Annotated in this window: 22 protein-coding genes; 16 read left to right on the top strand and 6 right to left on the bottom strand. The window is 40.9% G+C overall.

The features are described from left to right. Positions 1-24 precede the first annotated feature (24 nt). The 4 genes from HCR01_RS39845 (at position 25) to HCR01_RS38430 (ending at position 1,053) form a co-directional block, all read left to right on the top strand. Complete coding sequence (locus tag HCR01_RS39845; RefSeq protein ID WP_264299880.1) at positions 25-156, top strand: hypothetical protein; 132 nt, start codon at positions 25-27, stop codon at positions 154-156. A gap of 100 nt (positions 157-256) precedes the next feature. Next, on the top strand, positions 257-703 hold the full coding sequence (locus HCR01_RS04915; RefSeq protein WP_226889118.1) for a type II toxin-antitoxin system PemK/MazF family toxin: 447 nt from the start codon (positions 257-259) through the stop codon (positions 701-703). Positions 704-734: 31 nt separating this feature from the next. Further along, positions 735-899, top strand: coding sequence for a hypothetical protein (locus tag HCR01_RS38425; protein ID WP_226889119.1), 165 nt, complete (start codon positions 735-737; stop codon positions 897-899). A 13-nt stretch (positions 900-912) separates the two neighbouring features. Further along, on the top strand, positions 913-1,053 hold the full coding sequence (locus HCR01_RS38430) for a hypothetical protein (protein ID WP_226889120.1): 141 nt from the start codon (positions 913-915) through the stop codon (positions 1,051-1,053). Between the two features lie 59 nt (positions 1,054-1,112). Here HCR01_RS38430 and HCR01_RS04925 read toward each other — a convergent pair whose 3' ends face one another. The 4 genes from HCR01_RS04925 to HCR01_RS04940 form a co-directional block, all read right to left on the bottom strand. Further along, positions 1,113-2,096 carry a GUN4 domain-containing protein gene (locus HCR01_RS04925; RefSeq protein ID WP_193195032.1) on the bottom strand — a complete coding sequence of 328 codons (984 nt, stop codon included), beginning with the start codon at positions 2,094-2,096 and terminating at the stop codon, positions 1,113-1,115. 98 nt (positions 2,097-2,194) lie between these two features. Next, on the bottom strand, positions 2,195-3,601 hold the full coding sequence (locus tag HCR01_RS04930) for an NAD(P)(+) transhydrogenase (Re/Si-specific) subunit beta (RefSeq protein ID WP_193195033.1): 1,407 nt from the start codon (positions 3,599-3,601) through the stop codon (positions 2,195-2,197). Beyond that, positions 3,598-3,891, bottom strand: coding sequence for an NAD(P) transhydrogenase subunit alpha (locus tag HCR01_RS04935; RefSeq protein ID WP_162396735.1), 294 nt, complete (start codon positions 3,889-3,891; stop codon positions 3,598-3,600). The genes HCR01_RS04930 and HCR01_RS04935 overlap by 4 nt, the downstream gene beginning before the upstream one ends. A 59-nt stretch (positions 3,892-3,950) precedes the next feature. After that, the gene (locus HCR01_RS04940; RefSeq protein WP_193195222.1) at positions 3,951-5,117 is read right to left on the bottom strand and encodes a Re/Si-specific NAD(P)(+) transhydrogenase subunit alpha; all 1,167 of its coding nucleotides are present in this window, start codon (positions 5,115-5,117) and stop codon (positions 3,951-3,953) included. 810 nt (positions 5,118-5,927) lie between these two features. On the opposite strand from HCR01_RS04940, the gene HCR01_RS04945 reads away from it, so the two are divergent. The 9 genes from HCR01_RS04945 (at position 5,928) to HCR01_RS04985 (ending at position 12,580) form a co-directional block, all read left to right on the top strand. Beyond that, entirely contained in the window at positions 5,928-6,440 is a 513-nt protein-coding gene (locus HCR01_RS04945) for a DUF2808 domain-containing protein (RefSeq protein WP_193195035.1), read from the top strand. A 133-nt stretch (positions 6,441-6,573) separates the two neighbouring features. Next, complete coding sequence (rpmH, locus tag HCR01_RS04950; RefSeq protein ID WP_015081067.1) at positions 6,574-6,708, top strand: 50S ribosomal protein L34; 135 nt, start codon at positions 6,574-6,576, stop codon at positions 6,706-6,708. Positions 6,709-6,733: 25 nt separating this feature from the next. Then, the gene (gene rnpA / locus HCR01_RS04955) at positions 6,734-7,156 is read left to right on the top strand and encodes a ribonuclease P protein component (RefSeq protein WP_193195037.1); all 423 of its coding nucleotides are present in this window, start codon (positions 6,734-6,736) and stop codon (positions 7,154-7,156) included. Beyond that, positions 7,143-7,535: a PH domain-containing protein gene (locus tag HCR01_RS04960; RefSeq protein ID WP_193195038.1), complete on the top strand. Its 393-nt coding sequence runs from the start codon at positions 7,143-7,145 to the stop codon at positions 7,533-7,535. The genes rnpA and HCR01_RS04960 overlap by 14 nt, the downstream gene beginning before the upstream one ends. A gap of 202 nt (positions 7,536-7,737) precedes the next feature. Further along, positions 7,738-8,889 (top strand): membrane protein insertase YidC, encoded by a 1,152-nt coding sequence (yidC, locus tag HCR01_RS04965; RefSeq protein ID WP_193195040.1) that lies wholly within the window; start codon positions 7,738-7,740, stop codon positions 8,887-8,889. Continuing rightward, entirely contained in the window at positions 8,886-9,407 is a 522-nt protein-coding gene (locus tag HCR01_RS04970) for a protein jag (protein WP_193195042.1), read from the top strand. Before yidC ends, HCR01_RS04970 begins: the two co-directional genes overlap by 4 nt. A gap of 106 nt (positions 9,408-9,513) precedes the next feature. Next, positions 9,514-10,029: a YceD family protein gene (locus HCR01_RS04975; RefSeq protein ID WP_193195044.1), complete on the top strand. Its 516-nt coding sequence runs from the start codon at positions 9,514-9,516 to the stop codon at positions 10,027-10,029. A gap of 382 nt (positions 10,030-10,411) precedes the next feature. Continuing rightward, positions 10,412-11,926 carry an AAA family ATPase gene (locus HCR01_RS04980; protein WP_193195046.1) on the top strand — a complete coding sequence of 505 codons (1,515 nt, stop codon included), beginning with the start codon at positions 10,412-10,414 and terminating at the stop codon, positions 11,924-11,926. A gap of 117 nt (positions 11,927-12,043) precedes the next feature. Beyond that, positions 12,044-12,580 carry an SH3 domain-containing protein gene (locus HCR01_RS04985; protein ID WP_193195048.1) on the top strand — a complete coding sequence of 179 codons (537 nt, stop codon included), beginning with the start codon at positions 12,044-12,046 and terminating at the stop codon, positions 12,578-12,580. Between the two features lie 73 nt (positions 12,581-12,653). On the opposite strand, the gene HCR01_RS04990 is transcribed toward HCR01_RS04985, so the two are convergent. Together HCR01_RS04990 and sbcC are read right to left on the bottom strand one after the other, a co-directional pair. Beyond that, positions 12,654-14,954, bottom strand: a complete 2,301-nt coding sequence (locus tag HCR01_RS04990; RefSeq protein WP_193195050.1) for a GGDEF domain-containing phosphodiesterase — start codon at positions 14,952-14,954, stop codon at positions 12,654-12,656. Positions 14,955-15,627: 673 nt separating this feature from the next. Further along, positions 15,628-18,654, bottom strand: a complete 3,027-nt coding sequence (gene sbcC / locus HCR01_RS04995; protein ID WP_193195052.1) for an exonuclease subunit SbcC — start codon at positions 18,652-18,654, stop codon at positions 15,628-15,630. Between the two features lie 919 nt (positions 18,655-19,573). On the opposite strand from sbcC, the gene HCR01_RS05000 reads away from it, so the two are divergent. From HCR01_RS05000 to HCR01_RS05010, 3 genes are all read left to right on the top strand, one after another. Further along, positions 19,574-19,828, top strand: coding sequence for a hypothetical protein (locus tag HCR01_RS05000; protein ID WP_193195054.1), 255 nt, complete (start codon positions 19,574-19,576; stop codon positions 19,826-19,828). Positions 19,829-20,269: 441 nt separating this feature from the next. Next, positions 20,270-21,007 (top strand): conjugal transfer protein TrbI, encoded by a 738-nt coding sequence (locus tag HCR01_RS05005; protein WP_193195056.1) that lies wholly within the window; start codon positions 20,270-20,272, stop codon positions 21,005-21,007. Positions 21,008-21,396: 389 nt separating this feature from the next. Continuing rightward, a complete protein-coding gene (locus HCR01_RS05010) occupies positions 21,397-22,638 on the top strand; it encodes an S-layer homology domain-containing protein (RefSeq protein ID WP_193195058.1) in 1,242 nt (413 codons plus the stop codon). Positions 22,639-22,870 lie beyond the last annotated feature (232 nt).

Here is a 22,870-nt window from a genome sequence, read left to right on the forward strand (position 1 = left end):
AATAGATCGACTCTATAAACTAATATGCAAATCAAAGAAATTCTCCAAGCACTTCCAAGTTTGAGCATAAGCGATCGCCTAAAGATAGCTGAATCAGCCCTGCAATTGGTTATTCAAGAAAAACACTCACTTACCAAAGATGAGCCAAAACGCTAATTAATACTAGCCGCAATGACAGCTATTGCAGATTATACACCTGGTAGTGAATTATATATATTCTCAGATTTATAGGGAGAAGACTTTTGCGATGATTCAGATGAAGACTTCTACAACTCAGGGACTTATGTACAGAGGTGAAGTCTGGTTAGTTAATTTAGATCCAACAGTAGGGACAGAAATTAGCAAAAAACGTCCTTGTATTATAGTCAATGATGATGCTATTGGGATTTTGCCTTTGAAGATTATTGTCCCAGTTATAGATTGGAAAGAAAGATATGCTGTTAGACCTTGGATGGTACGGCTGGAACCAAGCACAGAGAACAGTTTAGCTAAAGTTTCTGATGTAGATACTTTTCAAATACGTTCAGTTTCAGAAATAAGATTAGTTAGAAAACTAGGTCAACTCTCCGACTCAGAAATGCAACTTGTTTCTCAAGCATTAGCTGTTGTCTTAAAATATTTATTATCCAATATCTTAGCGATCGCTTTTTTATCTCACGCAAAGGCGCAGAGAACGCAGAGGAAGAGGAAATTAGTAGTATAATAGCCTCTATGAATTAATATAGAAACTAATTATGAACAATAATCAATCTATCACACCAGAATCATCAAGTACACCCCTCACTGATTTATTATTAGAAATTGAACAAACTCTAGAAGAATATCTACCAGAATTACTACAACTTGTACGTCTATTTAGTCAAAGTGTGACGATGAAGCAGACATCATTCAATAAATAATTGGGAAAATGCTATGAATGAAATTAATCATAGTGATGTCGTTAAACAACAAGAAAGGAAAACAAAAATTAAAAGACTATTTGATTCCTGGAATCAGTTAGATGAATGTGAAGTTTGCGATGCCTGTGGTGGGCTTTGCCTACGCTTTGTTTAAAAACCACAGAGACGCAGAGGACACGAGAAGAAGAGAGCGATCTCACTACAGCAGCCATATCAAAACCAAGACAGAATACTAAGAAACGTTTTAGGAAAACCTATTGGGCCAAATGGCATTCCCCAACCAACGATAGCAGGTAGATGACCTTTTATTGCACTATCAGTGAAATTTAGTGCGGCGAAACCAGTATTCCATCCTAAATGCTCACAAAAATTCTGCCATTTCTCATATTGAATGTTATTAATATCAATCTCACAATTATCTGTAATATCTTGCCAAATAAACTTTTGAATGCTGTATCCAAACCGCCCATTACTGTACTTGTACCATAGGTAATTTATATGATTTAAGTCTGATAATTGGCTATTTTTTATATTTGCTTCGTTTATCCAATAACCATCTGGAGAATTTTTTGAACCGCATAAATTTAGCAAGATAGCAAAAGTTTCTTTATCGGCTTTTTCCCATTGTTGAGCAGCTAGTAATTTTTCTAATTCACTAAAATCAGTATCGAATATTTCAAATAAATGAGTAACATGGTTTCTCGTTTGTGATTGCAATGTAAAGAGATATTTGTAATCTTGATGTTCTATAATTTCACCTGTCCTAATCCATAAAAAGTTTCGTTTTTTGCGTCTTTTAAATTCATTATTGCTTTCTAATACCCACATGCAAAGACTGTCTTTTTGGAATTGAATACATAAAATATGAGATTCAATATCTAAATCAAGAGAAAATTGATTATCTGTAATAATCTTATATTTTTGAATAATTTTTGAATTATAATTTATGTTTTTAGGTTGATCGTAGAACTGATATTCATCAGCAGCATAAGAAAATTTCATTAATGACCATAGTTCTATCGGCTCTAAATCTTCCTTGCTTAGATCATCTGTATAAACAAATGCAACGATAGGAGCATCGCCTTCCATCCCAATTTGAATTATTTTTACTCCATCATTTCTCAAGCCTATCTCTAAAAATTCACGTTCACTAAAAAATAAAACATGCTGCCATTTTTCTCTATTTACAATCGGCATAAATAATATTTCTACAATAATAAAACAAAACCCTAACCAGTTATAAACTAGGTAGGGAAGTTATAGCCAGTAATGGCTAAAATAAAATTTTAAATTTTTTAGAGTTGCTTCACTTCCGAAACCAACTTCGACACCATATCCTTAGCGCTACCAAAGAGCATCGTAGTTTTATCCTTGTAGAATAACTCATTATCTACACCGGCAAAACCCGTACTCATCCCGCGCTTAATCACAATTGTTTGCTTTGCCCGATCTACTTCCAAAATTGGCATACCATAAATCGGGCTATTGGTATCGCTACGCGCTGCTGGATTTACTACATCATTTGCCCCAATCACTAAAGCTACATCCGCTTGCTCAAACTGGGGATTAATATCATCCATATCATACAACTGTGTATAAGGCACATTCGCCTCAGCCAGCAACACATTCATGTGTCCCGGCATTCTTCCTGCAACGGGGTGAATGGCGTACTTGACATCAACACCCATCCGTTCTAGCTGATCTGACAATTCCCGCACACTATGTTGCGCTTGGGCAACTGCCATCCCATAACCAGGTACGATTACCACAGAACGGGCATAACCCAACATCATCGCCCCTTCTTCAGCATCGATGCTGCGGACGGTTTGATCGGTTGCACCACCACTACTAGCAGCAGCACCACCACCAGATCCCGTGCCAAAAGCGCTGAATAGCACACTAAATAGAGAGCGGTTCATCGCCTTACACATAATTTCGGTAAGGATTAACCCAGATGCTCCTACCAAAGCACCAGCGATGATCAACATATTGTTCATCACCACGAACCCAGCCGCCGCCGCAGCCACACCTGACAAGGAATTCAACAGCGAAATTACCACCGGCATATCGCCGCCACCAATGGGGATAACGAACATCACACCCAGCAGCAATGAAACGCCAACTACTCCCAAGAATATAGGTAAGCTATCGGGTGTGATGATTAAGTAGGCACTACCTACCACATAAGCACCCAGAAGCAACAAGTTAAATGGTTGCTGGAAAGGAAATGTAATCGGGGAACCGCTGATTAAACCTTGCAATTTGGCAAAGGCGAGAAAACTACCTGTAAAGGTAACACCGCCGATTAACACGTCCAACAACATGGAAATGTTGACATCTAACGGTATTGGTTGAGAACTATCTAGTAACCGCCAGAATTCCGCAACGGCTACTAAAGCCGAAGCAGCACCGCCCAAACCGTTGAGTAAACCCACCATTTGGGGCATTTCGGTCATTTGGACTTTGTAGGCAATGATCGCACCAATCCCTGAACCAATCGCCAAGCCCAACAATATCATCTCGTAATTCAACACATGTTGATCCAGCATTGTAGCTGCGATCGCCAACAGCATCCCCACAGCCGCGATGACATTTCCATTCCGCGCTGTAGCAGGTGATCCTAGCTTTTTTAAACCTAAGATGAATAAGGATGCAGCGACTAAGTACGTCAGCTGAATGCCAGTTGGTAAAAAGTCGCTCACGCCTTAATCTCCTTTTTCTTGAACATTTGCAGCATTCTATCTGTGACTAAGAAACCACCCACTACATTGACTGTCGCCAGTACTACAGCAATCAAACCGAGAATTACCGAAACACTTGTGTCTTTCGCGCCAGCGGCTACTATTGCCCCAAGTACCGCAATCCCAGAAATCGCGTTTGAGCCTGACATTAAGGGTGTGTGCAGAGTCGGTGGTATTTTGTTGATGACTTCAAAGCCAATAAAAGATGCCAAAACAAATACAAACAAAGCAGCAAGTAATGCTTCTGTCATGCTTGAAAAACTCCTAGTGATTAATTCGGTTAGTAGGGACACAACATGTTGTGTCCCTACTAACCTGCGCCTACACTACTCAAAGCTTGTAGCGCATCCCGCACTCGTTGATTACGAATTTCACCAGCATGGGTAACGCAAGCCGCATCAACGATATCGTCACTAAAGTCCACCTGCAAAGCTTTGTCTTTAATCAGCAGTTGGATCAACGATGTTACGTTTTTGGAATATAGTTGGCTGGCGTGGATTGGCATCGATGATGGGAGGTTGATCGGGCCAATAATTGTCACGCCATTCCAGACAATATCTTTGCCGGGTTCGGTGCAGGCGCAGTTACCACCTTGTTCGGCAGCCAAATCCACAATTACGGAACCTGGTTTCATTTGTGCCACCATTTCTTCTGTAACGAGCCGTGGTGCTTGTCTGCCAGGTACTTGAGCGGTGGTAATTACGACGTCAGAGTTTTTGATATGTTCGGCAACAACTTCTTGGGTGCGTTGTTTGCTAGCCTCAGAAATTTCTTTAGCGTAACCGCCAGCTGCGACGGTTTCTTCTTCTAATTTGACTTCAACAAATTTAGCCCCTAAGCTTTGTACTTCTTCTTTGACGGCGGGACGGATGTCAAAGGCTTCTACTACTGCTCCCAAGCGTCTAGCAGTGGCGATCGCTTGCAATCCTGCCACACCAGCACCCATAATAAATACTTTGGCTGGGGCGATCGTCCCTGCGGCTGTAGTCAACATTGGGAAATATTTCGGTAATGCCGCAGCGGCAATCAATACTGCTTTGTAACCTGCCAATGAAGCTTGCGAGGACAAAGCATCCATACTTTGCGCCCTGGTAGTGCGGGGAATCATTTCCATACTCAAGGCTGTGACTTGGCGATTTGCTAGTTGCTGCGCCACCACGGGATTTCCCAAAGGATTGAGGAAGCTGACTAAAACAGATCCTTCTTTGAGCAAATCAATTTCTGAGCGTCCATCTTCTCGCTCTTGCGGGGGGCTAACTTTGAGCAAAATATCTGCTTCGCCCCATAATGTGACAGAATCACTAATAATTTTGGCTCCTGCTGCTTCATAGGCAGCATCACTAAAAAATGCTCGCTCTCCTGCACCCGTCTCTACCCAAACTTCCAAACCTTGTTTTACCAATCGGGCAACGGTGTCAGGAATCAATGCCACACGACGTTCACAAACTTCAATTTCTTTAGCAACTGCTATTCTCATGAATGAAATCTCCTGGAGATAAATACCTAATTGCCAAGTAAGCGATTGTCCAGATGAAGGACGCCCCACCCTTTCCATAGTGCCTAGGCGGGAACTATCAGCCATGATTACTAGTAGATTGAATGAACCTTTCCTATCCCACTCTTAGCACTTCAGGCAAAGCCTTACTTTCTTGTAAAGTTCTGATTGAAGGTTTCCCTTCGTGGAACTTTCTGCTTGCCGCTTGCAGATGTCACAGTTTCAGATAGTTGCAAACAGGATTATATATTGCACATCCTAAGTGATTCCCAAATTTTGCATCTTTGTCTTCAGCTTATTTTAGGGATTGAAAAATTTTGGTATTCCTTTGTTGATATAGTGCAATATTCATCAAATTTTTTAAGCTTGATAATTTCCAAACTAAATTTTAATGATCACTACTTTTAGATTCAAAGCTTATTTTAATCAATTTATCCCAATTTAACTGGCGATCGCTGATGGCATGGATCAAGTTTTATCACAAAAATCTTAAATTTAGATACACTTATACATATTCAGAAACACAATCGAATCCCAACCGTGTTTCTATCTAGTTCAAATTTGACCAACTGCTAATACTACAATCAGCATTCCGCAAGGGCAATGCGGCAAATATTATTCAAGTAAGATAAATCACTAAGTAATCTTTCTGCCCCCAAGCCTCTAAGAAAAGTGGCACTTTTTATTGTCATTGAGCGTCCATTGTCAGGAAGTCAGTAGTAAAGTTTAGTTAAGAATACTAACACAATTATTTTAGATAACAGATTTATATTTTGGTAGAGGAGCCGAACAATGCGACGTTTACTTTCAACTTTAGCTGTGACTAGCTGTTTGCTGACTGGATTTCCCGTAATCACCTGGGCGCAGAGCTTACCTGGATTTACGCTGTTTAGCGGCGTCAAAAGCGAAAATCAGCTACCCTTCCGATTAGATTTTGGTGGGCAAACCAATAGCACAGATCGTTACATACTGAGAATTCCAGAACAAAAGATGAAGTTGGCAGTGGCTCAATTTGCCATTACCTACCCTGATTATTACAAAGGAAATTTTGATCCCAAAAAAATTGAGGTACGCGTCAAAGGCAAAAAAGTTCCGCTTTCAGAAGTGAAGTGGGATAAAGAAGGTAAGCTAATTAACATCTATCCCCAAGAGCCAGTGCCAGCGGGTAGCAAGGTTGAGTTAGTTTTATCTAATGTGCGAAACCCAGCCTTTGGAGGAGTTTACTATTTTAACTGTCAGATTCTTTCGCCTGGCGATGTGCCACTTCTGCGTTACCTAGGAACTTGGATTTTGAGCATTAGTTAAGTTAGAGGTCAAGGGTCATGAGATATTTGACCTTTGACTCTTGAATTATTTCACGTAATCTCTATTTTTTCCGTTAGAGTGATACAATAATAGATTGTGGCTTTTTATAAAAATCACCTAAGAGGAGAACAGTATGCAGAGAACCTTGGGCGGCACTTGCCGTAAGAGAAAAAGAACTTCTGGTTTTCGGGCTAGAATGCGGACACCAGACGGAAGAAACGTGATTAGTGCTAGGAGAAAAAAGGGTCGTCATCGTCTGAGCGTTTAGGGCACTTGCAGCCAAAACAACAACTGTGGCTTTGCCCAAAGCAAATCGGTTAAAATCTCGAAAAGATTTCCAGGCAGTTTTCCGGGAAGGAACTCGGCGTCATGGCTTTTATTTAACATTGAGAGCCTTAAAGCCGCTATATGTAAAACAACCTTCTTTGGATGCTGCCATCAAGAATACACAAGCAACGGACTCAGCACATCTGGCCAGCACGCGAATTGGCATTTCCATTAGTACAAAAGTTAGCAAGAGGGCAGTAGTTCGCAACCGGATTAAACGGCAGATCACTGCTGCTTTGCATAATTTACTGCCCAAATTATCACCAGGATGGCGGCTAGTGGTTGTTGTGAAACCCACAGCAGTAGAATCTAAGTGCGTAAGCCCACAATTTCTGCAAGAATTAGAGCAGTTGTTGGCACAAGCCGAGGTGTTTGATGGGCATTCGTGAAGATATTTATTATGAGGGTGGCCCTCATATTGGGGATTTAATTCTCAACCTGCTGATTGGGCTAACTATAGTTGGGATACCATTGACAGTCGGAGCAATTGTCAGGGCGTTGTGGCTGCGTTTCCGGATTACAGATCGCCGGATTACTGTGACGGGAGGCTGGAAAGGGCGCGATCGCACTGACGTGATTTACTCAGAAATTGTCAAAATCGTCAAAGTCCCTCGTGGAATTGGCTTTTGGGGAGATATGGTGCTAACCCTCAGAAATGGTAGTCGTCTAGAATTGCGGGCAGTTCCCAAGTTTCGCGAAGTCTATGACTACATCAACGAAAAAGTAGCTGCTAAAAATCCCCAATATACTACTACTGCCAATAATTGATGGATAGTAGGGACAAAGGGAGTGGAGGAGGGGAAGAGGGGAGCAGGGGAGCAGAGGAAGAATTTTTGACCCTTGACCCTTGACTCCTGACTCAGCACTTTAAATGTGCGGCTATCCGTAGCGAAAGATAGTCGCCGACAAAGTACGATTTAGATAAATTAGATTCAGTCAGTTTACAGTACCTCAGGTTGAATTCAGAATAATGGATTTTGGTATCGGGTTTCTCTCGAACAACGTAATGTTGCCAATCATAGATTTTTTCTATGGCATTGTGCCTAGCTATGGATTGGCGATCGTTGCTTTGACACTGATAGTCCGCTTTGCGCTCTATCCCCTGAGTGCTGGCTCAATTCGCAATATGCGGAAAATGCGAATTGTACAACCTCTAATGCAAAAGCGGATGGCAGAAATTAAAGAGCGCTATAAGGATGATCCGCAAAAGCAGCAGGAGGAAATGGTCAATGTTCAAAAAGAATTTGGCAACCCTTTAGCAGGCTGTTTTCCATTACTAGTACAAATGCCAGTCTTGTTAGCGCTGTTTGCCACTTTGCGGGGTTCGCCTTTTTCAAGTGCAAACTACAGCGTTAACCTGCAAATCTTTCCTGCAGAACAAATAGAACAAATTCAACCGCAAGCCTTTGCCACAGCTCCTCAAAATATTTATGTTGCGGATGGAGAACACGTTAAAGTAGCTGCAATCCTTCCTAGCGGAAACAAGCTAGCGGTAGGAGAACAAACAAAGATACAGTATCAGACCGTTGAGGGCAAACCATTTCAGGTGCTATTAGCAGAACACCCAGAAAATAAGCTGATTCCTGAATGGAAAGTCACTAAAGGGGAAGATAGGGTAAAAATTGATGCTCAAGGCAATGTAGAAGCCTTGCAACCGGGAGAAGTGACTATTCAAGGAACAATTCCTGGACTAGCAGCAGAAAAAGGCTTTCTATTCATTGATGCCCTAGGCAGGGTTGGCGCAACTGATCCAGACGGTACAATCCACTGGGATATTGTTGCAATGATCGTCTTTTTTGGAATCAGCCTTTACGTTAGCCAATTGCTTTCCGGGCAAAATTCCAGTGGTGGCAATCCGCAGCAGGACACAGTGAACAAAATCACCCCAGTTATCTTTTCTGGGATGTTTTTGTTTTTCCCCCTACCTGCTGGGGTGCTGATGTATATGGTGATTGGTAATATTTTCCAAACACTGCAAACCTATATTCTCTCCCGTGAACCCTTGCCAGAAGAACTGCAAAAAATTGTCGCAACTCAGGAGAAGGAAGCAGCAATCACAGAACAAAAAGCATTGCCGTTTGAGCCAAAAAGTTCTAAGAAAAAAGCTACAGGGGGATCATGAGCAACAACCCCATGCAGCGAGGTCAGCAGTGGTTAAAATCACTGCTTGAACTCACTGGGATATCTGCTGAAATTCAGGGTGATTTAGAAACTGCCCAATCTCAAGACAGTGATTCCCCAGAACCAGATAATTACTGGTTGACAATTGATAAAACTAATTTGACGCCAGAACAAATTCAACTCTTAATTGGTATTGATGGTTCTGTCTTAGATGCGATACAGTATCTAGCTAATTCGGTGCTAAATCTGAGCCAACCCCAGGAGGAACAAGCTTCTTACACAATTGAGTTGAATGGCTACCGCGTTAAAAGACAAGCTGAAATTCGGGCATTAGCCGAGGCAGCAGCCGATGAAGTACGCTTTTCTGGTCAAGAAGTGGAAATCAAATCCCTTAGTTCAGCTGAACGGCGTCAAGTCCATACCTTCTTGAAAGACTTTGGAGATTTGGAAACCTTCAGTCGCGGTAAAGAGCCGCATCGTCATTTAGTTGTCCGACCGGCGGTAGCAGTTGAATCATGAGAAGCTAGCTCAGGATAAAATGTCTCCTGTCGCTAATAAAATAAAGATGTAGTGTCAGCATAATTGCTGATAGTCACCATATTCGTGAGGATGTCTCACAAGTCCTATGGACGCAATTTATATTCCGCAGCTAACTAAAGCCCCGGAGCGGACAGCGGAAGTTCAGGTTAAGGAGTTTCTGCCTGGTCTGGAAACGTTGACACCAGTTCGCGGTCGCGTTTGTGTGCAGCATCAAGGCAATTATCTGGAAGTGTCCGGTCAGGCAGAAGCAATTATTACTTGTACCTGTAACCGCTGCTTACAGCAATACAATCGACGTTTAGGTGTTGATACTAAAGAAGTTATCTGGTTAGATGAAGCCGCTAATCAAGTACAAGACTTGCCCTTAGAGAGGGAGGTGGCTATGGAAGATTTGATAGAAACCATATCACCTGATGGTTATTTTTATCCTAGCGAATGGTTGTATGAGCAAATGTGCTTAGCAATGCCTCAGCGCCAACTATGCGATCGCAATTGTCCAGGTATCATTAGCAGTACTATCGATAGCGATAGTTCCGAAAATCCAATTGATAACCGTTGGGCCTCTCTGGAAGCACTAAAAAAGCAACTTCCAGGATTGTAAGTAACTTTAAACTTCGTTAATGTGCCATTTGGTGCGTTATGACGCAATTAGTAGTACATAGCTAGAGCGTCTAACGCACCTCACAAATATCTCCAAATTAAGATTATAAAACCTTACTTTATATTTATTTTATTAAATAAAAACTTTGTTTGAAAGGCGATCGCTTGTGAAATAGACTAATCCTGGACGGAAAAAATAGCAAAGGAGTTATGAAAATAAAAGTCCCTAGTTTTTTGTCTAGTCTTCGGTCTGTATTCGACAACTTAATTCTCACTGTCGAGTAAATTTTAGCAATAAGCGATACTAATTAACTCTCATTATTGGTTTTAGTTGTTAGAGACAATACAAGCCTGAATAATGAGAAAATAACTAATAGCTACTTATGAACTTCCGTGACGAGTTTAAACTGCTGCTACGTGCCCGCTACCCCTTGATTTATATTCCTACCTTTGAGGAAGAACGGGTAGAAGCAGCTATTCGGGAAGAAGCAACTAATCAAGGCGCTCGCCCAGTATATACTTGGGATTTTGTCGATGGTTATCAGGGAAACCCCAATGATGCCGGATTTGGGCGGCGTAATCCCCTGCAAGCTTTGGAATTTATTGAGAAATTACCAGCCTCAGCGCCAGCAGTTTTAATTCTACGAGATTATCATCGCTTTTTAGATGATGTAGCGATCGCTCGCAAACTCCGCAACCTCGCCCGACTTCTCAAGTCTCAACCGAAAAATATCGTGTTGCTGTCGCCGCGCATTGCTATTCCTGACGACTTAACCGAAGTTTTGACGGTTGTCGAGTTTCCTTTACCCGCGGCCCCAGAAATTAAACTGGAGGTGGAACGTCTGCTACAAAGTACTGGTAACACCTTACTTTCTGCCAAAGTACTAGATGATCTAGTGCGCTCTTGTCAAGGACTTTCTATGGAGCGCATTCGCCGAGTTTTGGCAAGAGCGATCGCAACCCACGGTGAATTACAACCAGAAGACGTAGATTTAGTTTTAGAAGAAAAACGCCAAACTATCCGCCAAACCCAAATCCTGGACTTTTACCCCGCCACTGAGCAAATTTCTGATATTGGTGGATTGGATAACCTCAAAGACTGGCTCCTTCGCCGGGGAGGCTCATTTACTGAGCGAGCGCGACAGTACGGATTACCGCACCCCCGTGGTTTAATGTTGGTGGGTATTCAGGGAACTGGTAAATCTTTAACAGCAAAAGCGATCGCTCATCACTGGCATTTACCCCTACTACGTTTAGATGTGGGAAGGTTATTTGGTGGTTTGGTGGGTGAATCAGAATCTCGCACCCGCCAAATGATCCAAGTAGCTGAAGCTCTTGCTCCCTGCATTTTGTGGATTGATGAAATAGATAAAGCCTTCTCTGGACTTGGTAGCAAAGGTGATGCCGGCACAACCAGCCGCGTTTTTGGTACTTTTATTACCTGGTTAGCCGAAAAAACTTCACCCGTATTTGTCGTTGCTACCGCCAACAATATCCAAGCCCTACCGCCAGAAATGCTCCGTAAAGGACGATTTGATGAAATTTTCTTTGTGGGTTTACCTACCCAAGATGAGAGAAAAGCAATTTTTAATGTTCATTTATCCCGATTGCGTCCTCATAACTTGAAAAGTTACGACATCGACAGGTTAGCTTATGAAACACCCGATTTCTCTGGGGCAGAGATTGAACAAACTTTGATTGAAGCAATGCATATTGGATTTAGCCAAAACCGAGACTTTGCTACCGACGATATTTTAGAAGCAGCCAGTCAAATAATACCTTTAGCGCGAACCGCTGTAGAGCAAATTCAGCAACTCCAAGAATGGGCGGCTGCGGGGAGAGCGCGTCTAGCATCGAAACACAGCCCTTTAAGCGATGCCTTCGGCAAGCTACGCTAACATATTTAACGGCAGCTACAATAATCGGTTAGTCCAGAGTCAATAGTCTATAGTCTAGAAAAACTGCCTTTGACTCTTGACGTTTGACTATTGACCATTGGTGATCAGGTTTTAACTATGTTGTCTGGCTTACTAAAGTTTACCCTTGGGTTTTTCTTAGCGATCGCTGTATTAATCGGTAGCGGTGTTGCTACTGCTCTCTATTTCATTAATCGAACCGCCATACCCCCTGCTAAACCCATTTTTGCCAATGATAGCCCGGCGGTGAAAGCCCAAGCTCCAAAAGCAACAGAGACGGGAGCAAGCAATCCCAGCGCGACATCTGGGGCTGCAATTAAATCCTCTCCTAGCTCAACCTCTACTCCTAGTCCTACCGAATCACCCAAGGCTGTTCAATCATCAAAGCCATTGCCACCAGGAACGTACCGAGGACGTGTGAGTTGGGCTGAAGGCTTGAGCTTACGAGCAGAACCAAATCAAGAAGCCCAACGTATTGGTGGAGTTGGTTTTAATCAAAAAATTATCATTTTGGAAGAAAGCGAGGATAAAACTTGGCAAAAGATTCGTGTGGAAGCTAGCGAACAAGAAGGTTGGGTGAAAGCAGGTAATACTGAAAAAGTTGACGAACAACAGCCTGAAAAACCACAGCAATAATAGCAGTGTAAAGCAGACTGCCAATAATTAGTAGCCTTTGTGATCCTTACTCTGAGTTTCATTTAAATGAATTTTATGCAACTAAAAAAGAGGTAGTAACTCTGCGGTATTTGCACTTTCTCATTAATTTTGTAGCATCTTCAACTGATACAGGATGACTGAAAAGATGACCTTGCACTAGTTCACATTCAATAACTCGCAATAAATTGCATTGTTCTTCAGTTTCTACTCCTTCAGCGACAACTGTAAGGTTAAGTCCATGCGCCAAGGCAACTATCGCAGCTGTTATGGCAGCATCATGAGGATCACTAGCCAGATCGAGTACAAAAGATTTATCGATTTTTAAGCAATGGACAGGAAAATATTTTAGATAACTCAAAGAACAATAACCAGTGCCAAAATCATCTATGGAGATAGAGATCCCCATATTATATAATTCTCTCAAAATAACTTTGGTTAAGGCAACATTCTGCATAGCAACGCTTTCAGTAATTTCTAAATCTAAATACTGAGGTTTTAATTTTGTTTCGGACAAAATCTGCGTTACTATGTTGACTAAACTTGGTTGCTGAAATTGTCTTGCAGAAAGGTTAACTGCTACTGTTAATAATGGTAAATCTAAAGCTTCCTGCCAAGCTTTATTCTGAGTGCACGCAGTTCTTAAAACCCATTCCCCAATTGGTACAATTAATCCGGTTTCTTCAGCCAGTGGGATAAATTTCTCAGCAGGAACTAAACCTAGTTCAGGGTGTTGCCAACGCAGTAGGGCTTCCATTTTTGAAATTTCCCCTGTGTTGATATTAACCTGAGGTTGGTAGTAGACTTGAAATTCTTGCCGCTCTAAAGCATAATGTAAGCTATTTTCCAAAATTAACAATTCTGAAGCTTGGGAATTTATAGCTGAATGATAAAATTGATAGTTATTTCGTCCTTGTAATTTAACACGAGATAATGCAGCATCAGCATGTTTCATTAGAGTTTCTGTGTCTTCTCCATGCATGGGATACAGAGCAATCCCAATACTGAGGCTAATATGTAAATGGTGATTTTCTATATCAAATCCTGCTTTGAAAGCTGCTAATATTTGCTTTTGTATACAGGCAACATTCTTAGCATCGCTAATTTCAGGTAAAAGTAGGGTGAATTCATCGCCTCCCCAACGAGCAATAGTATCATGCGATCGCAGACATTTTGTAATACGTTGGGCAACACTTTGCAACAATTGATCCCCAATAGCATGACCTAGTGTATCGTTAATGCTTTGGAAGCGGTCTAAATCCAAAAAACACACAGCTAATTTGCTGCCATTTTGATGTGCTTGTATTAATGTCTCAGAAAGCCGCTCATTAAATAACGCTCGGTTAGGGAGATTGGTCAAAAGGTCATGGTAAGCTTGATAACGAATTTTGGCTTCTGCAAAATTGTGGGCAGTGACATCGCGAAAACTCCAGACTCTACCAACGATTTTGCCGTTAATACGTTGCGGTTGAGAATAACGCTCGAATGTTCTGCCATCCTTAAATAGGATTGCATCATTAACATCATGAATTTGTGCATCCGTTTGAAGATATAGTTCTTTAGCTGTAGCAAGATATTTTCTTGGGTTTTCTAGCTGTTTTATCGCTACTCTCAGCGCTTGTCTGTAATTGCCTGACTTGATTAGCGACTCAGGGATGCGCCACATCTGGACAAACTTTTGATTAAAGTCTGTAATATTACCTTTACTGTCTACCACTAAAATGCCGTCGGCAGTAGATTCTAACGTCGCCTGTTGTAAAGAAAGGAGTTTTTCTAGTTCTGCCTCTATACGCTTGCGCTCAGCAATCTCTCTCTGCAATAAAAAGCGTTGCACTTCCATAAGTTCATCTTGGTAACGGCTGGAATTGAAAGCTATTTTTTCTACAAACTTACTAGGCCTATTCTCTTCGCTCTTATTATTTCCATCTGCTTTGTGAGATTTCATTTCTCTCAGTGTGCCAGAAGTGCCAATAATTTCTCTTTCTCTATCCAATAGTACTCGGAAATACAATTCTAACCAGCAATAACCACCATCTTTAAGTAAATAGCGAGTTTCATGTAAATAATCTTTTGTTTGGTATTGATTGAGAATTTGCAATAAATATAAGTTGTGTTGGCGATCGTCAAAATGAATATAATTCAAAAAACTTTTACCAATGCTCTCGACAATCGTAAATTCAGTGATTTCTGTCCATACTGGATTGAGGAATATCCAAATACCAGAAGTATCTGCCTGACAGAATACGATTTTTTCGCTGTTTCGCATTAGCGAACGATCTTCAATCTCGCTTCCTGGTAGTATTTTTTTTACTAGTAAATGTTCAGCATTTTTGTCAACATTTGCTTTTATATTCATGAACCTTGGCAAGAAAAAATTTGAGATATATAAGGCGACTAATTTTGCCCCTAAGTAGGTAAATAAACTAAGCATCAACAACATCATGGTGGTTTTTGCTATAGCAAGTAATGTACTGTTTGTATGTTTATATTTTTATTTCTATTCATTCATGCTAAACACCTAATTTTCTCAATATCTGATTGATTTTTTCTAGGCTTAAGTATTTGGTTTTACCTCTATTAGTTTATCTAAATGTGTAGTTTTAGCTATGCATGACAATTTTATAATAGTTACTCAAAAATTTTCTAATATTTTTAGATTACTCTATATATATGTCAAATGCATAACATAATTTTTATTTTAAAAAGTGTTTTTATGCCTTAAGACAGATGCAAACAAAAAAATAATGATTAAATAAATAATCTACAACGCTTTTGGCTAAGGGAAATTGAGTGTAGAGAAAATTATTCCCAATCCCAAAAACTAAATTTATTAGGGAAACTATATTTTGTAAAAGTTTGTATTTTAATACACTGCTTTATCGTAAATTCTAATCAAAAATCTGATTAAAAACTTGAGTTTCAGAAGAAATCAAATAATATATTATTATTGTTGAGTAGTCTGATACTTACTCAGAAATTTTCTGTTTTTCAACGTTGTTTTATCTTTCAAATCAAACTGTAGTAATTGATTAAACTAACAAATGTAACTGCGAACCTTGCTGGGTTTTATTGACTTCAATCCTGGCTTGGAAAGCTTCTTTGAGGTGGGGCATATGTGTAACGGTGAGGATACAGGCGAAATCAGGAGCGATCGCATTAATCGCCGCAATCAAGCGATCGCAACCTTCTGTATCTTGTGTGCCAAATCCTTCATCCACAATCAACAATTGCAACGCCGCCCCCGCCCGCTGTGCCAATAATTTCGCTAAAGCCAAACGGATAGAAAAGTTAATTCTAAAGGCTTCACCACCAGAGTAAGTTTCATAAGCTCGCGTTCCTCTAGCATCAGCGATTAAAATATCCAGGGTGTCTATCAGCTTGACATTTTTCTTCGTTGACCTACCACTGCGTCCAGCTTTTTGAGTAATAAATTGTACATGTAACTGATTAGCACTCAATCGTGAGAGCAGTTGATTAGTTTCGGCTTCCAGTTGAGGCAACACATTCTCAATCATTAGTGCCTGGATGCCATTTTTACCAAATGCTTGGACTAATTCCTGATAAACACGATATTGCTGCTTGCAAGATTGCAATTGCTGCTGCTGTTGTTCATACTGAATTTGCAGTGTTTCTAGTTGATGAGCTAGCTGTTCCAAACGCCCTAACTTTGCTATTTGCTCATCAAGTTGCCGTCTGCGGATTGCTAACTGTTGCTCTAAAGCTTGAATTTGAGCAGATGGGTTGGCTGTTGCTTCTAACTTCTGGATGATGCTTTCAATTTGGTTAGCAAGGTTTTGCCGCTCGGTTAATCTGGCGTTTCTGGATGCTTCTAGCTCTTGTAATCTCGTCTGAAATTGAGGATACTGCTGCTCGGCTGATAACAGTTGTTGATAACGCAAATGCCAAGATTGAGCTTGACGTACAGACATGCGTAGGTTGTTGTGCTGCTCTGAACTGTAGCCAATTTCGACAATTTGACGCTCAAGAGCCGCGATTTGTTTAGCACAGTCAGAATCAGTTTGATACTGCTGAATTCTAGTTTGTAATTGAGCAATAGTGGCTTGTAGTTCTGGTTTTCGGGCTGCTAGTTGCGCTTGTCGCTTGGTAGCATCTTTTATCTGCCCTTGTTTAATTTCTGCCCACCGCCACCGCTCAACTTCGCTCCGCGCGAGGGCGTGGTCTTGTTCATTGTAATTAACTTGTTGCAGATATTGATCTAGCTGCTGGAGTTCGGCTTGTTTATCGGGAGCGTAATCACCTGCTTGGAGCGATCGCTCTAAATGTTGCTTTTCGGCAGCAATTTGTTGTAGCTGTTGTTGCACATCAGTTGTAGCTTCCAACTGTGCTGCTAACTGTCCCCGTTGTTCGTGTAAACCATCGTAGCTTGCTAACTGCTGAGATATTTCTCGATACTCTTGTCTAAGTACCTGAATTTCCCGATCTGATACAGCCATTTGTTCTCGAACTACCCAAAACTGCCCTTGAGTATCTTGTAACTCAGTTTGGGTTTTTTCCACCACACGGCTCCAGTGATGTTCATCTAGAGGACGCTCGCACAAAGGACAAAGAGCATTGGGATTCTGGAGCATTTGTAATTTTTGCTCTAGTTCTCCCAGTAGTTTTTCGTAGTCACGTTGGTGAGCTTGCAGACGTTCAATAAAGTGACGCCTCTCTTGTCCTTTTTCCTGCACTCTTTGCAGATAAACCCGTTTTTTCTCCAACTCCTCAATCTGTATTGCCACATCCATCACCGCTTGTTGGAGTTGTGGTTGGCGTTGTGAGGAGCGTTGGAGTTGGTTTTCTGTACTTTGCAGTTGTTCGAGTCGTGCTACTAAACCAGCATGAGTGCGATCTAGTTGGCTTTGTAAAGTGGCTCGTTGTTGCAACAAGGGAGTTACTTGCATTTGCAGTTGATCTAGACGAGCAACATGGTGACGCGCTGCTGTCAGTTGTGCCAAAGCTGCTTCTACTTCACCTGATTTAGTGAGAGTTTGCTGAATATCTCGCTCTTGCTGCTGCAAAGCTTCGAGTTGGGCTTGGGCTTGTTGCAGTTGCCGTTCAATTTCGTGGATTTGTTTGGTAAGCTGTTGTTGCTTTTGTTGGCGAGTCTGTTGGGCGCGGGTGTATTCTTCAAATTTAGTGGCAAAAGCTTCTTCTTGAGATTGCAGACTTTGGTATTGAGCGTATCCAGCTTTAATTTCAGCTTGTTGATTTAATATTTTTTCTAGATCTGATAGCTGGCTTTGAGTAGTTGACCGCTCTTGTTGGAGGCGATCGCAATCTTGAGTAAGATTCTGGTATTGCTGTTTAACAAAGCTGAGTTGTTGTTCCCAATTTTGTCGCTGGTGCTCGACAACTTGCAGACTTTGTAATTGAATACTGTCAAAAGCTTGCCCCTGTTGCAGGTGGTTAAGTTCAGCTTCTAACTCGGCTCTTTGCGTCTCGGTTGTCTCACGTTGTTGCAGTTGAGTTTTAATTGAGTCTAAAGAACGTTCTAACTCCTCCGCCCGTGCTTTAAACTGACGGGAAGATTCTTTGGCCCGTTCTTCCAAATCATCGTACTGATTGAGTTTCAACAACTCTGCTAAAATTTCTTTGCGTTCGGTGGGGCGCTTGAGCATGAATTCATCTGCACGACCTTGACGTAGGTAGGCAGAATTAATAAAAGTATCGTAATCGAGCTTGATGTGTTCTAAAATCAAATCCTGTGTCGCCCTGACTCCTTTGCCAGTAAGGGGACGAAACCCAGAGGCGGTTTCTATTTGAAATTCTAGGGCGCCAGTTCCACCCCGAATTCGGGTACGAATCACTCGATATTTTTGCTGATTATTTTGGAATGTAAAATCAACCCGAACTTCTTTCGCGCCAGAATGAATAACATCGTCTTCGGTTGTGGCGCGGCTTTCGCCCCAAATGGCCCAAGTAATCGCTTCCAGAAGGGAAGATTTACCCGCACCATTGGAACCAGAAATACAAGCCGTATGCAAACCCCGAAAATCTAAAGTTGCATCACGGTAACTGAGAAAGTTTTTGAGGATAAGTTGTACTGGGATCATTCAGGCTATAGCGCCACATCTACTTTTAATAATTAAGAGTACAGATGCACTGTTTGTTAGTTTAGCTATCTAAATATCAGGTTTCTAGTCTTGAAGACTTCAATTTTACAAAAATTAACAATAAAATGACTGCCTTTTTCTTGTTGCATGAATAATTTTTGCTATTTTCAGAGAAAAATTAAACTCACCCGGAGGCTTTCGCTTATTTACCCCAGTTGACCGAGACGAAAACAAGCCAAGAAGAGTTGTTCTCGGAGTTGAGAGAGATGATTTTTACTCAACTTCTCCAGGTTTCGCTACTTTCCAAAACAGGGGTAGCCAGAAATTCTCTTCGCCATGACTATCTAAATAAGAGGAGACATCGCTTTTTGTAGATAGTCGTAAAACATTAAAACCCGCGCTGGCAGGTTTCGTTTATCTGGTTCCCCGACTTGTAGCCACCAAGACATAATTTTAGTCTGATTAATTACGATCGCGTTGGCGCAGCCTCTCGTAGAGAAGTGACTCTTATGGAGTATCGCGATCATTTGACCCTGACCGAGGTATTAATAGTCCACTATATGTACCTACAACAAATTTTGTTAAATCCATAAATTGCGGACGAATTTTTTCATCGATAACTGCAAGCATGAGAGAACCAATCACTATAATCAACGTTACAGTAGCCAGCACTTCATCTCTAGAGGTAAATTTTTTGAATAATATTGACGTATTCCTAAAATCTATTGATTGACTAAATCCACTCTCTCAACTGTGACTGGGAGATTTCGCTCAAACTTAGGCTGACATACCCTAACATTGCCTTACATATCTGTACTCTTTAGATAGAGACTGGCTTTTAGGTGATTGTGAGATTAGCCAATGCAACCGTTATCGCGTAACTTCTTGACGCAGATAGCTCGTAAGTCATCAGTTTGTCATGACCTACCGAATTGCAGCACGGGAGTATACCTTTGAGAAATTTACAGAGGTAGAAGTTGCTGATTTTGACGATGACCAAATTTCTAACTTTGCCAACAACTGGTTTAAAAGTAAAGCTATAAAACCAGAGACTTTTATTAATCTTCTCGAAGAAAGCAACCGTATCAAACAACTCGCCGCTAGTCTTTTACTGCTAACGCTTTTGTGTTTAGCATTTGCCACTTTCTTCATCATAGAACGTATTACCGAGTAAATCTAGAGTAGTAAGTGCGTTGATAATCAAGTATTGTGTTTCACTCGGTTCCATTAATAGTTATTCTATAAATTGACTTTAGCAATTCTAAAGGAAAACGAAAGTATTTCCTAAGTCATAGCAAATAAACCTAAAATATTAAGTAAGAGTTCACAGTCAGTCCCTTCACTTCTATTCGGTGGCTATAAATATGTGGACGTAAGCATTAGAACAAGCTTCAGGAACAGTTACAGTAATTATGCGTCATATAAATGTCTTACTTCTTATTGAGTGACGCACATTAGCAAGACAAAAATCTTTAGGAACGACCGCACATATTTGACGTCATATAAACACCTTCACTTTCGGAATATATCTATAGATAGGTTCAAAAACAATCAGAAACAATCTCAGTGACTCATCGTCATTAAATACATCACTCGCACTCACGGAAAGCCTCTTATGACACACCTTCTTCGCTGGAAATCTGGAACCGCTGCACTCATGACTATGGCAGTTGCTACAAGTGCTATTACCCCGATGATTGCCTTTGCTCCTGCTAATGCACAATACAATATTGGGCAATCTAGAACAGTTACTATTCCTGCTAATGTATCTTTTCCTGTTACCTACGACAAAGATAAAGTTGTTGTTACTCCTGGGGAAAGTTTATCCCTAACGCTGAAAATAGCAAATGACATTATCGATAGGAACAGAAATGTATTAATTCCTGCTGGGACTGAAGTTGTGGGACGGCTAGAACCTGTAAACCTGGACAGTTATTCCAGAGATAGGGATTATAACAATAGAGATAGCAACAGAGATAGGGATTATAACAATAATAACAATAGACAAGGTGTGCGATTTGTAGCCCAAGAATTAGTATTTTCCTCTGGTCAACGTCAGCAGATTAATGCAACTTCTAGGACATATACCAGAACTGAAAAAATTTCCAAGGGATCTGATACTGGTAGTATATTAACTGATGCAGCTATTGGTGCTGGTGCTGCTAGTGTCATTTCCTTAATTACAGGCAACCGCAGAATTGAGGTATTGGAACCTATTATTGGTGGTGCTGCGGGTGCAGCCGCAAGTGTGCTGTTGCGGAAAAAAGAAGCAACTGTTTTTGTCCTCAGACCTGAACAAGATTTGAGACTAACACTGAACTCTAACTTGAACTTAGTACCGTACCGCTACTAAGCTTAACTCTTTTTAAGTCGTGACTTTAATTATCCCTGAATAGCGATCGCTACTTCAACTAGAGTGTGCGATCGCTTCATTTTTAGATAAGAGTTATTCTTTTTAAATGCTACTTAATAGTAAAAAATATTCATTTTCAAGCAACTGCTTTATTAATGTCTCGTCTGGTTAAATATAAAGTAATAAGCTTGGAATAAAACAATTTACGTGACCCATAATCTTTGAAGAGACGTTGCAATACAACGTCTCTAATTGTCTAATTAGGATATTCAATGTTTTCACTTTTAAAATTAGCCAATAATCAGCTTAATCTTTTAGGAACTTCATACTTTTATTAATGTCTAGTTAATTAACAGAAGAAAAAATAATTGTAGAGAAATAACAAACTAATGTTTGCTTTAAAAAATTGGCAATCTGGAACATCTGCACTCATGGCTTTGAGCATTACAGTAGGTACTGTAGCGCCCTTTATTACAGCCGCACCATCTTTGGCTCAAACTACTTTTTATGATGTTTCATCTAACTATTGGGCAGCACAATTTATTCAAGAATTATCTGGGCGAGGTGTAATTGCCGGATTTCCTGATGGTAGCTTCCGCCCAGAACAAGCGGTAACACGCGCTCAATTTGCCGCTATGGTTAACAAAGCTTTCCAAAAAGCACAGCAAAGGCAAGGAATCAATTTTGCTGATGTGCCAAGTAATTATTGGGCATCCAGTGCAATTCAGCAAGCTTATACCATCGGTTTCTTGTCAGGTTATCCTGGCAATCTCTTCAGACCTAACGAGGCTATTCCCCGTCAGCAGGTCTTGGTTTCTCTCGCCAACGGTTTGGGATATACTCCTAGCGGTGATACCGCAAGCACTCTGCAATACTTCAACGATGCCTCTAGCATTGCTGACTATGCCCGTCGCCCCATCGCTGCGGCGATTGAGAAGCAAATTGTAGTCAACTATCCTAATGTGAAGTTTTTAAATCCAGCCACAACCGCCACACGGGCACAGGTAGCTGCTTTTATCTACCAAGCGTTGGTCAGTTCTAATCAAGCCTCAGCAATTAATTCACCCTATATCGTGGCTACTCAGCCTACAACACCAACCCCGGTAGCTGTAACTATTCCACAAGGAACTACCATTCCTGTGAAGTACGATAAGGCTGAAAAAATTCTTGTCACTAAAGATGAAACAGCGCCTTTGACACTTACAGTAAACCAAAATGTAGTTACTCAACAAGGAAGTGTGGTGATTGCTGCTGGTACTCAGGTGATTGGTCAACTTAAACCAGTTCAAGGCGGTTCTCAATTCGTTGCTGAAAAACTAGTTTTGCCTACAGGTCAAGAGTATCAAATTAACGCTACTTCCGAAGTAATTACCAAAACTGAAACAGTGAAAAAGGGGACTAGTACTGGTGCAATTCTGAAGAATACTGTATTAGGTGCAGGAGCAGCAGCAGCGGTATCTGCTGTTACTGGCGATCGCGCGATCGCCACAGAAGAAGTTTTGGGTGGCGCTGGTATAGGTGCGTTAATTGGTCTGTTCTTTGGTAAAAATAGTGTTGATTTAATCGCAATTGACCCAGATACCGATCTACAAATGACGATTAATCAAAATTTGCTGGTTTCAACCAGATAGTCAAAATAGTTATTAGTCTAGGTTAAAACTCACGTTCTACTATTATTACAAATTTGGGATACTCCCAAATTTTTTTTTGCTTTCAGGAATAGCCGCAATAGCACTTGTAACACATACGTAAGTGCTGTATATTGACAGTATTCCCTCTTCTGCAAATTGATAGAAGCTCTCTAGAGGTAAGACAAGCCTAATTTACCGTAGTTTATTGAAAATAACTTCAATAGACTATACA

The organism is Nostoc sp. MG11, from assembly GCF_014904695.1.
Taxonomy (GTDB): domain Bacteria; phylum Cyanobacteriota; class Cyanobacteriia; order Cyanobacteriales; family Nostocaceae; genus Komarekiella.

Bases quoted from the DNA above. Each gene is read 5' to 3' on its own strand.
- HCR01_RS04935 (WP_162396735.1), bottom strand. From the start codon at position 3,891: ATGACAGAAGCATTACTTGCTGCTTTGTTTGTATTTGTTTTGGCATCT.
- HCR01_RS04925 (WP_193195032.1), bottom strand. From the start codon at position 2,096: ATGCCGATTGTAAATAGAGAAAAATGGCAGCATGTTTTATTTTTTAGT.
- sbcC (WP_193195052.1), bottom strand. From the start codon at position 18,654: ATGATCCCAGTACAACTTATCCTCAAAAACTTTCTCAGTTACCGTGAT.
- HCR01_RS04975 (WP_193195044.1), top strand. From the start codon at position 9,514: ATGGACGCAATTTATATTCCGCAGCTAACTAAAGCCCCGGAGCGGACA.
- HCR01_RS05005 (WP_193195056.1), top strand. From the start codon at position 20,270: ATGACACACCTTCTTCGCTGGAAATCTGGAACCGCTGCACTCATGACT.
- HCR01_RS39845 (WP_264299880.1), top strand. From the start codon at position 25: ATGCAAATCAAAGAAATTCTCCAAGCACTTCCAAGTTTGAGCATAAGC.
- HCR01_RS38430 (WP_226889120.1), top strand. From the start codon at position 913: ATGAATGAAATTAATCATAGTGATGTCGTTAAACAACAAGAAAGGAAA.
- HCR01_RS05010 (WP_193195058.1), top strand. From the start codon at position 21,397: ATGTTTGCTTTAAAAAATTGGCAATCTGGAACATCTGCACTCATGGCT.
- HCR01_RS04960 (WP_193195038.1), top strand. From the start codon at position 7,143: ATGGGCATTCGTGAAGATATTTATTATGAGGGTGGCCCTCATATTGGG.
- HCR01_RS04980 (WP_193195046.1), top strand. From the start codon at position 10,412: ATGAACTTCCGTGACGAGTTTAAACTGCTGCTACGTGCCCGCTACCCC.
- rpmH (WP_015081067.1), top strand. From the start codon at position 6,574: ATGCAGAGAACCTTGGGCGGCACTTGCCGTAAGAGAAAAAGAACTTCT.
- HCR01_RS04990 (WP_193195050.1), bottom strand. From the start codon at position 14,954: ATGAATATAAAAGCAAATGTTGACAAAAATGCTGAACATTTACTAGTA.
- HCR01_RS05000 (WP_193195054.1), top strand. From the start codon at position 19,574: ATGACCTACCGAATTGCAGCACGGGAGTATACCTTTGAGAAATTTACA.
- HCR01_RS38425 (WP_226889119.1), top strand. From the start codon at position 735: ATGAACAATAATCAATCTATCACACCAGAATCATCAAGTACACCCCTC.
- HCR01_RS04945 (WP_193195035.1), top strand. From the start codon at position 5,928: ATGCGACGTTTACTTTCAACTTTAGCTGTGACTAGCTGTTTGCTGACT.
- HCR01_RS04915 (WP_226889118.1), top strand. From the start codon at position 257: ATGAAGACTTCTACAACTCAGGGACTTATGTACAGAGGTGAAGTCTGG.
- HCR01_RS04940 (WP_193195222.1), bottom strand. From the start codon at position 5,117: ATGAGAATAGCAGTTGCTAAAGAAATTGAAGTTTGTGAACGTCGTGTG.
- HCR01_RS04985 (WP_193195048.1), top strand. From the start codon at position 12,044: ATGTTGTCTGGCTTACTAAAGTTTACCCTTGGGTTTTTCTTAGCGATC.
- yidC (WP_193195040.1), top strand. From the start codon at position 7,738: ATGGATTTTGGTATCGGGTTTCTCTCGAACAACGTAATGTTGCCAATC.
- HCR01_RS04970 (WP_193195042.1), top strand. From the start codon at position 8,886: ATGAGCAACAACCCCATGCAGCGAGGTCAGCAGTGGTTAAAATCACTG.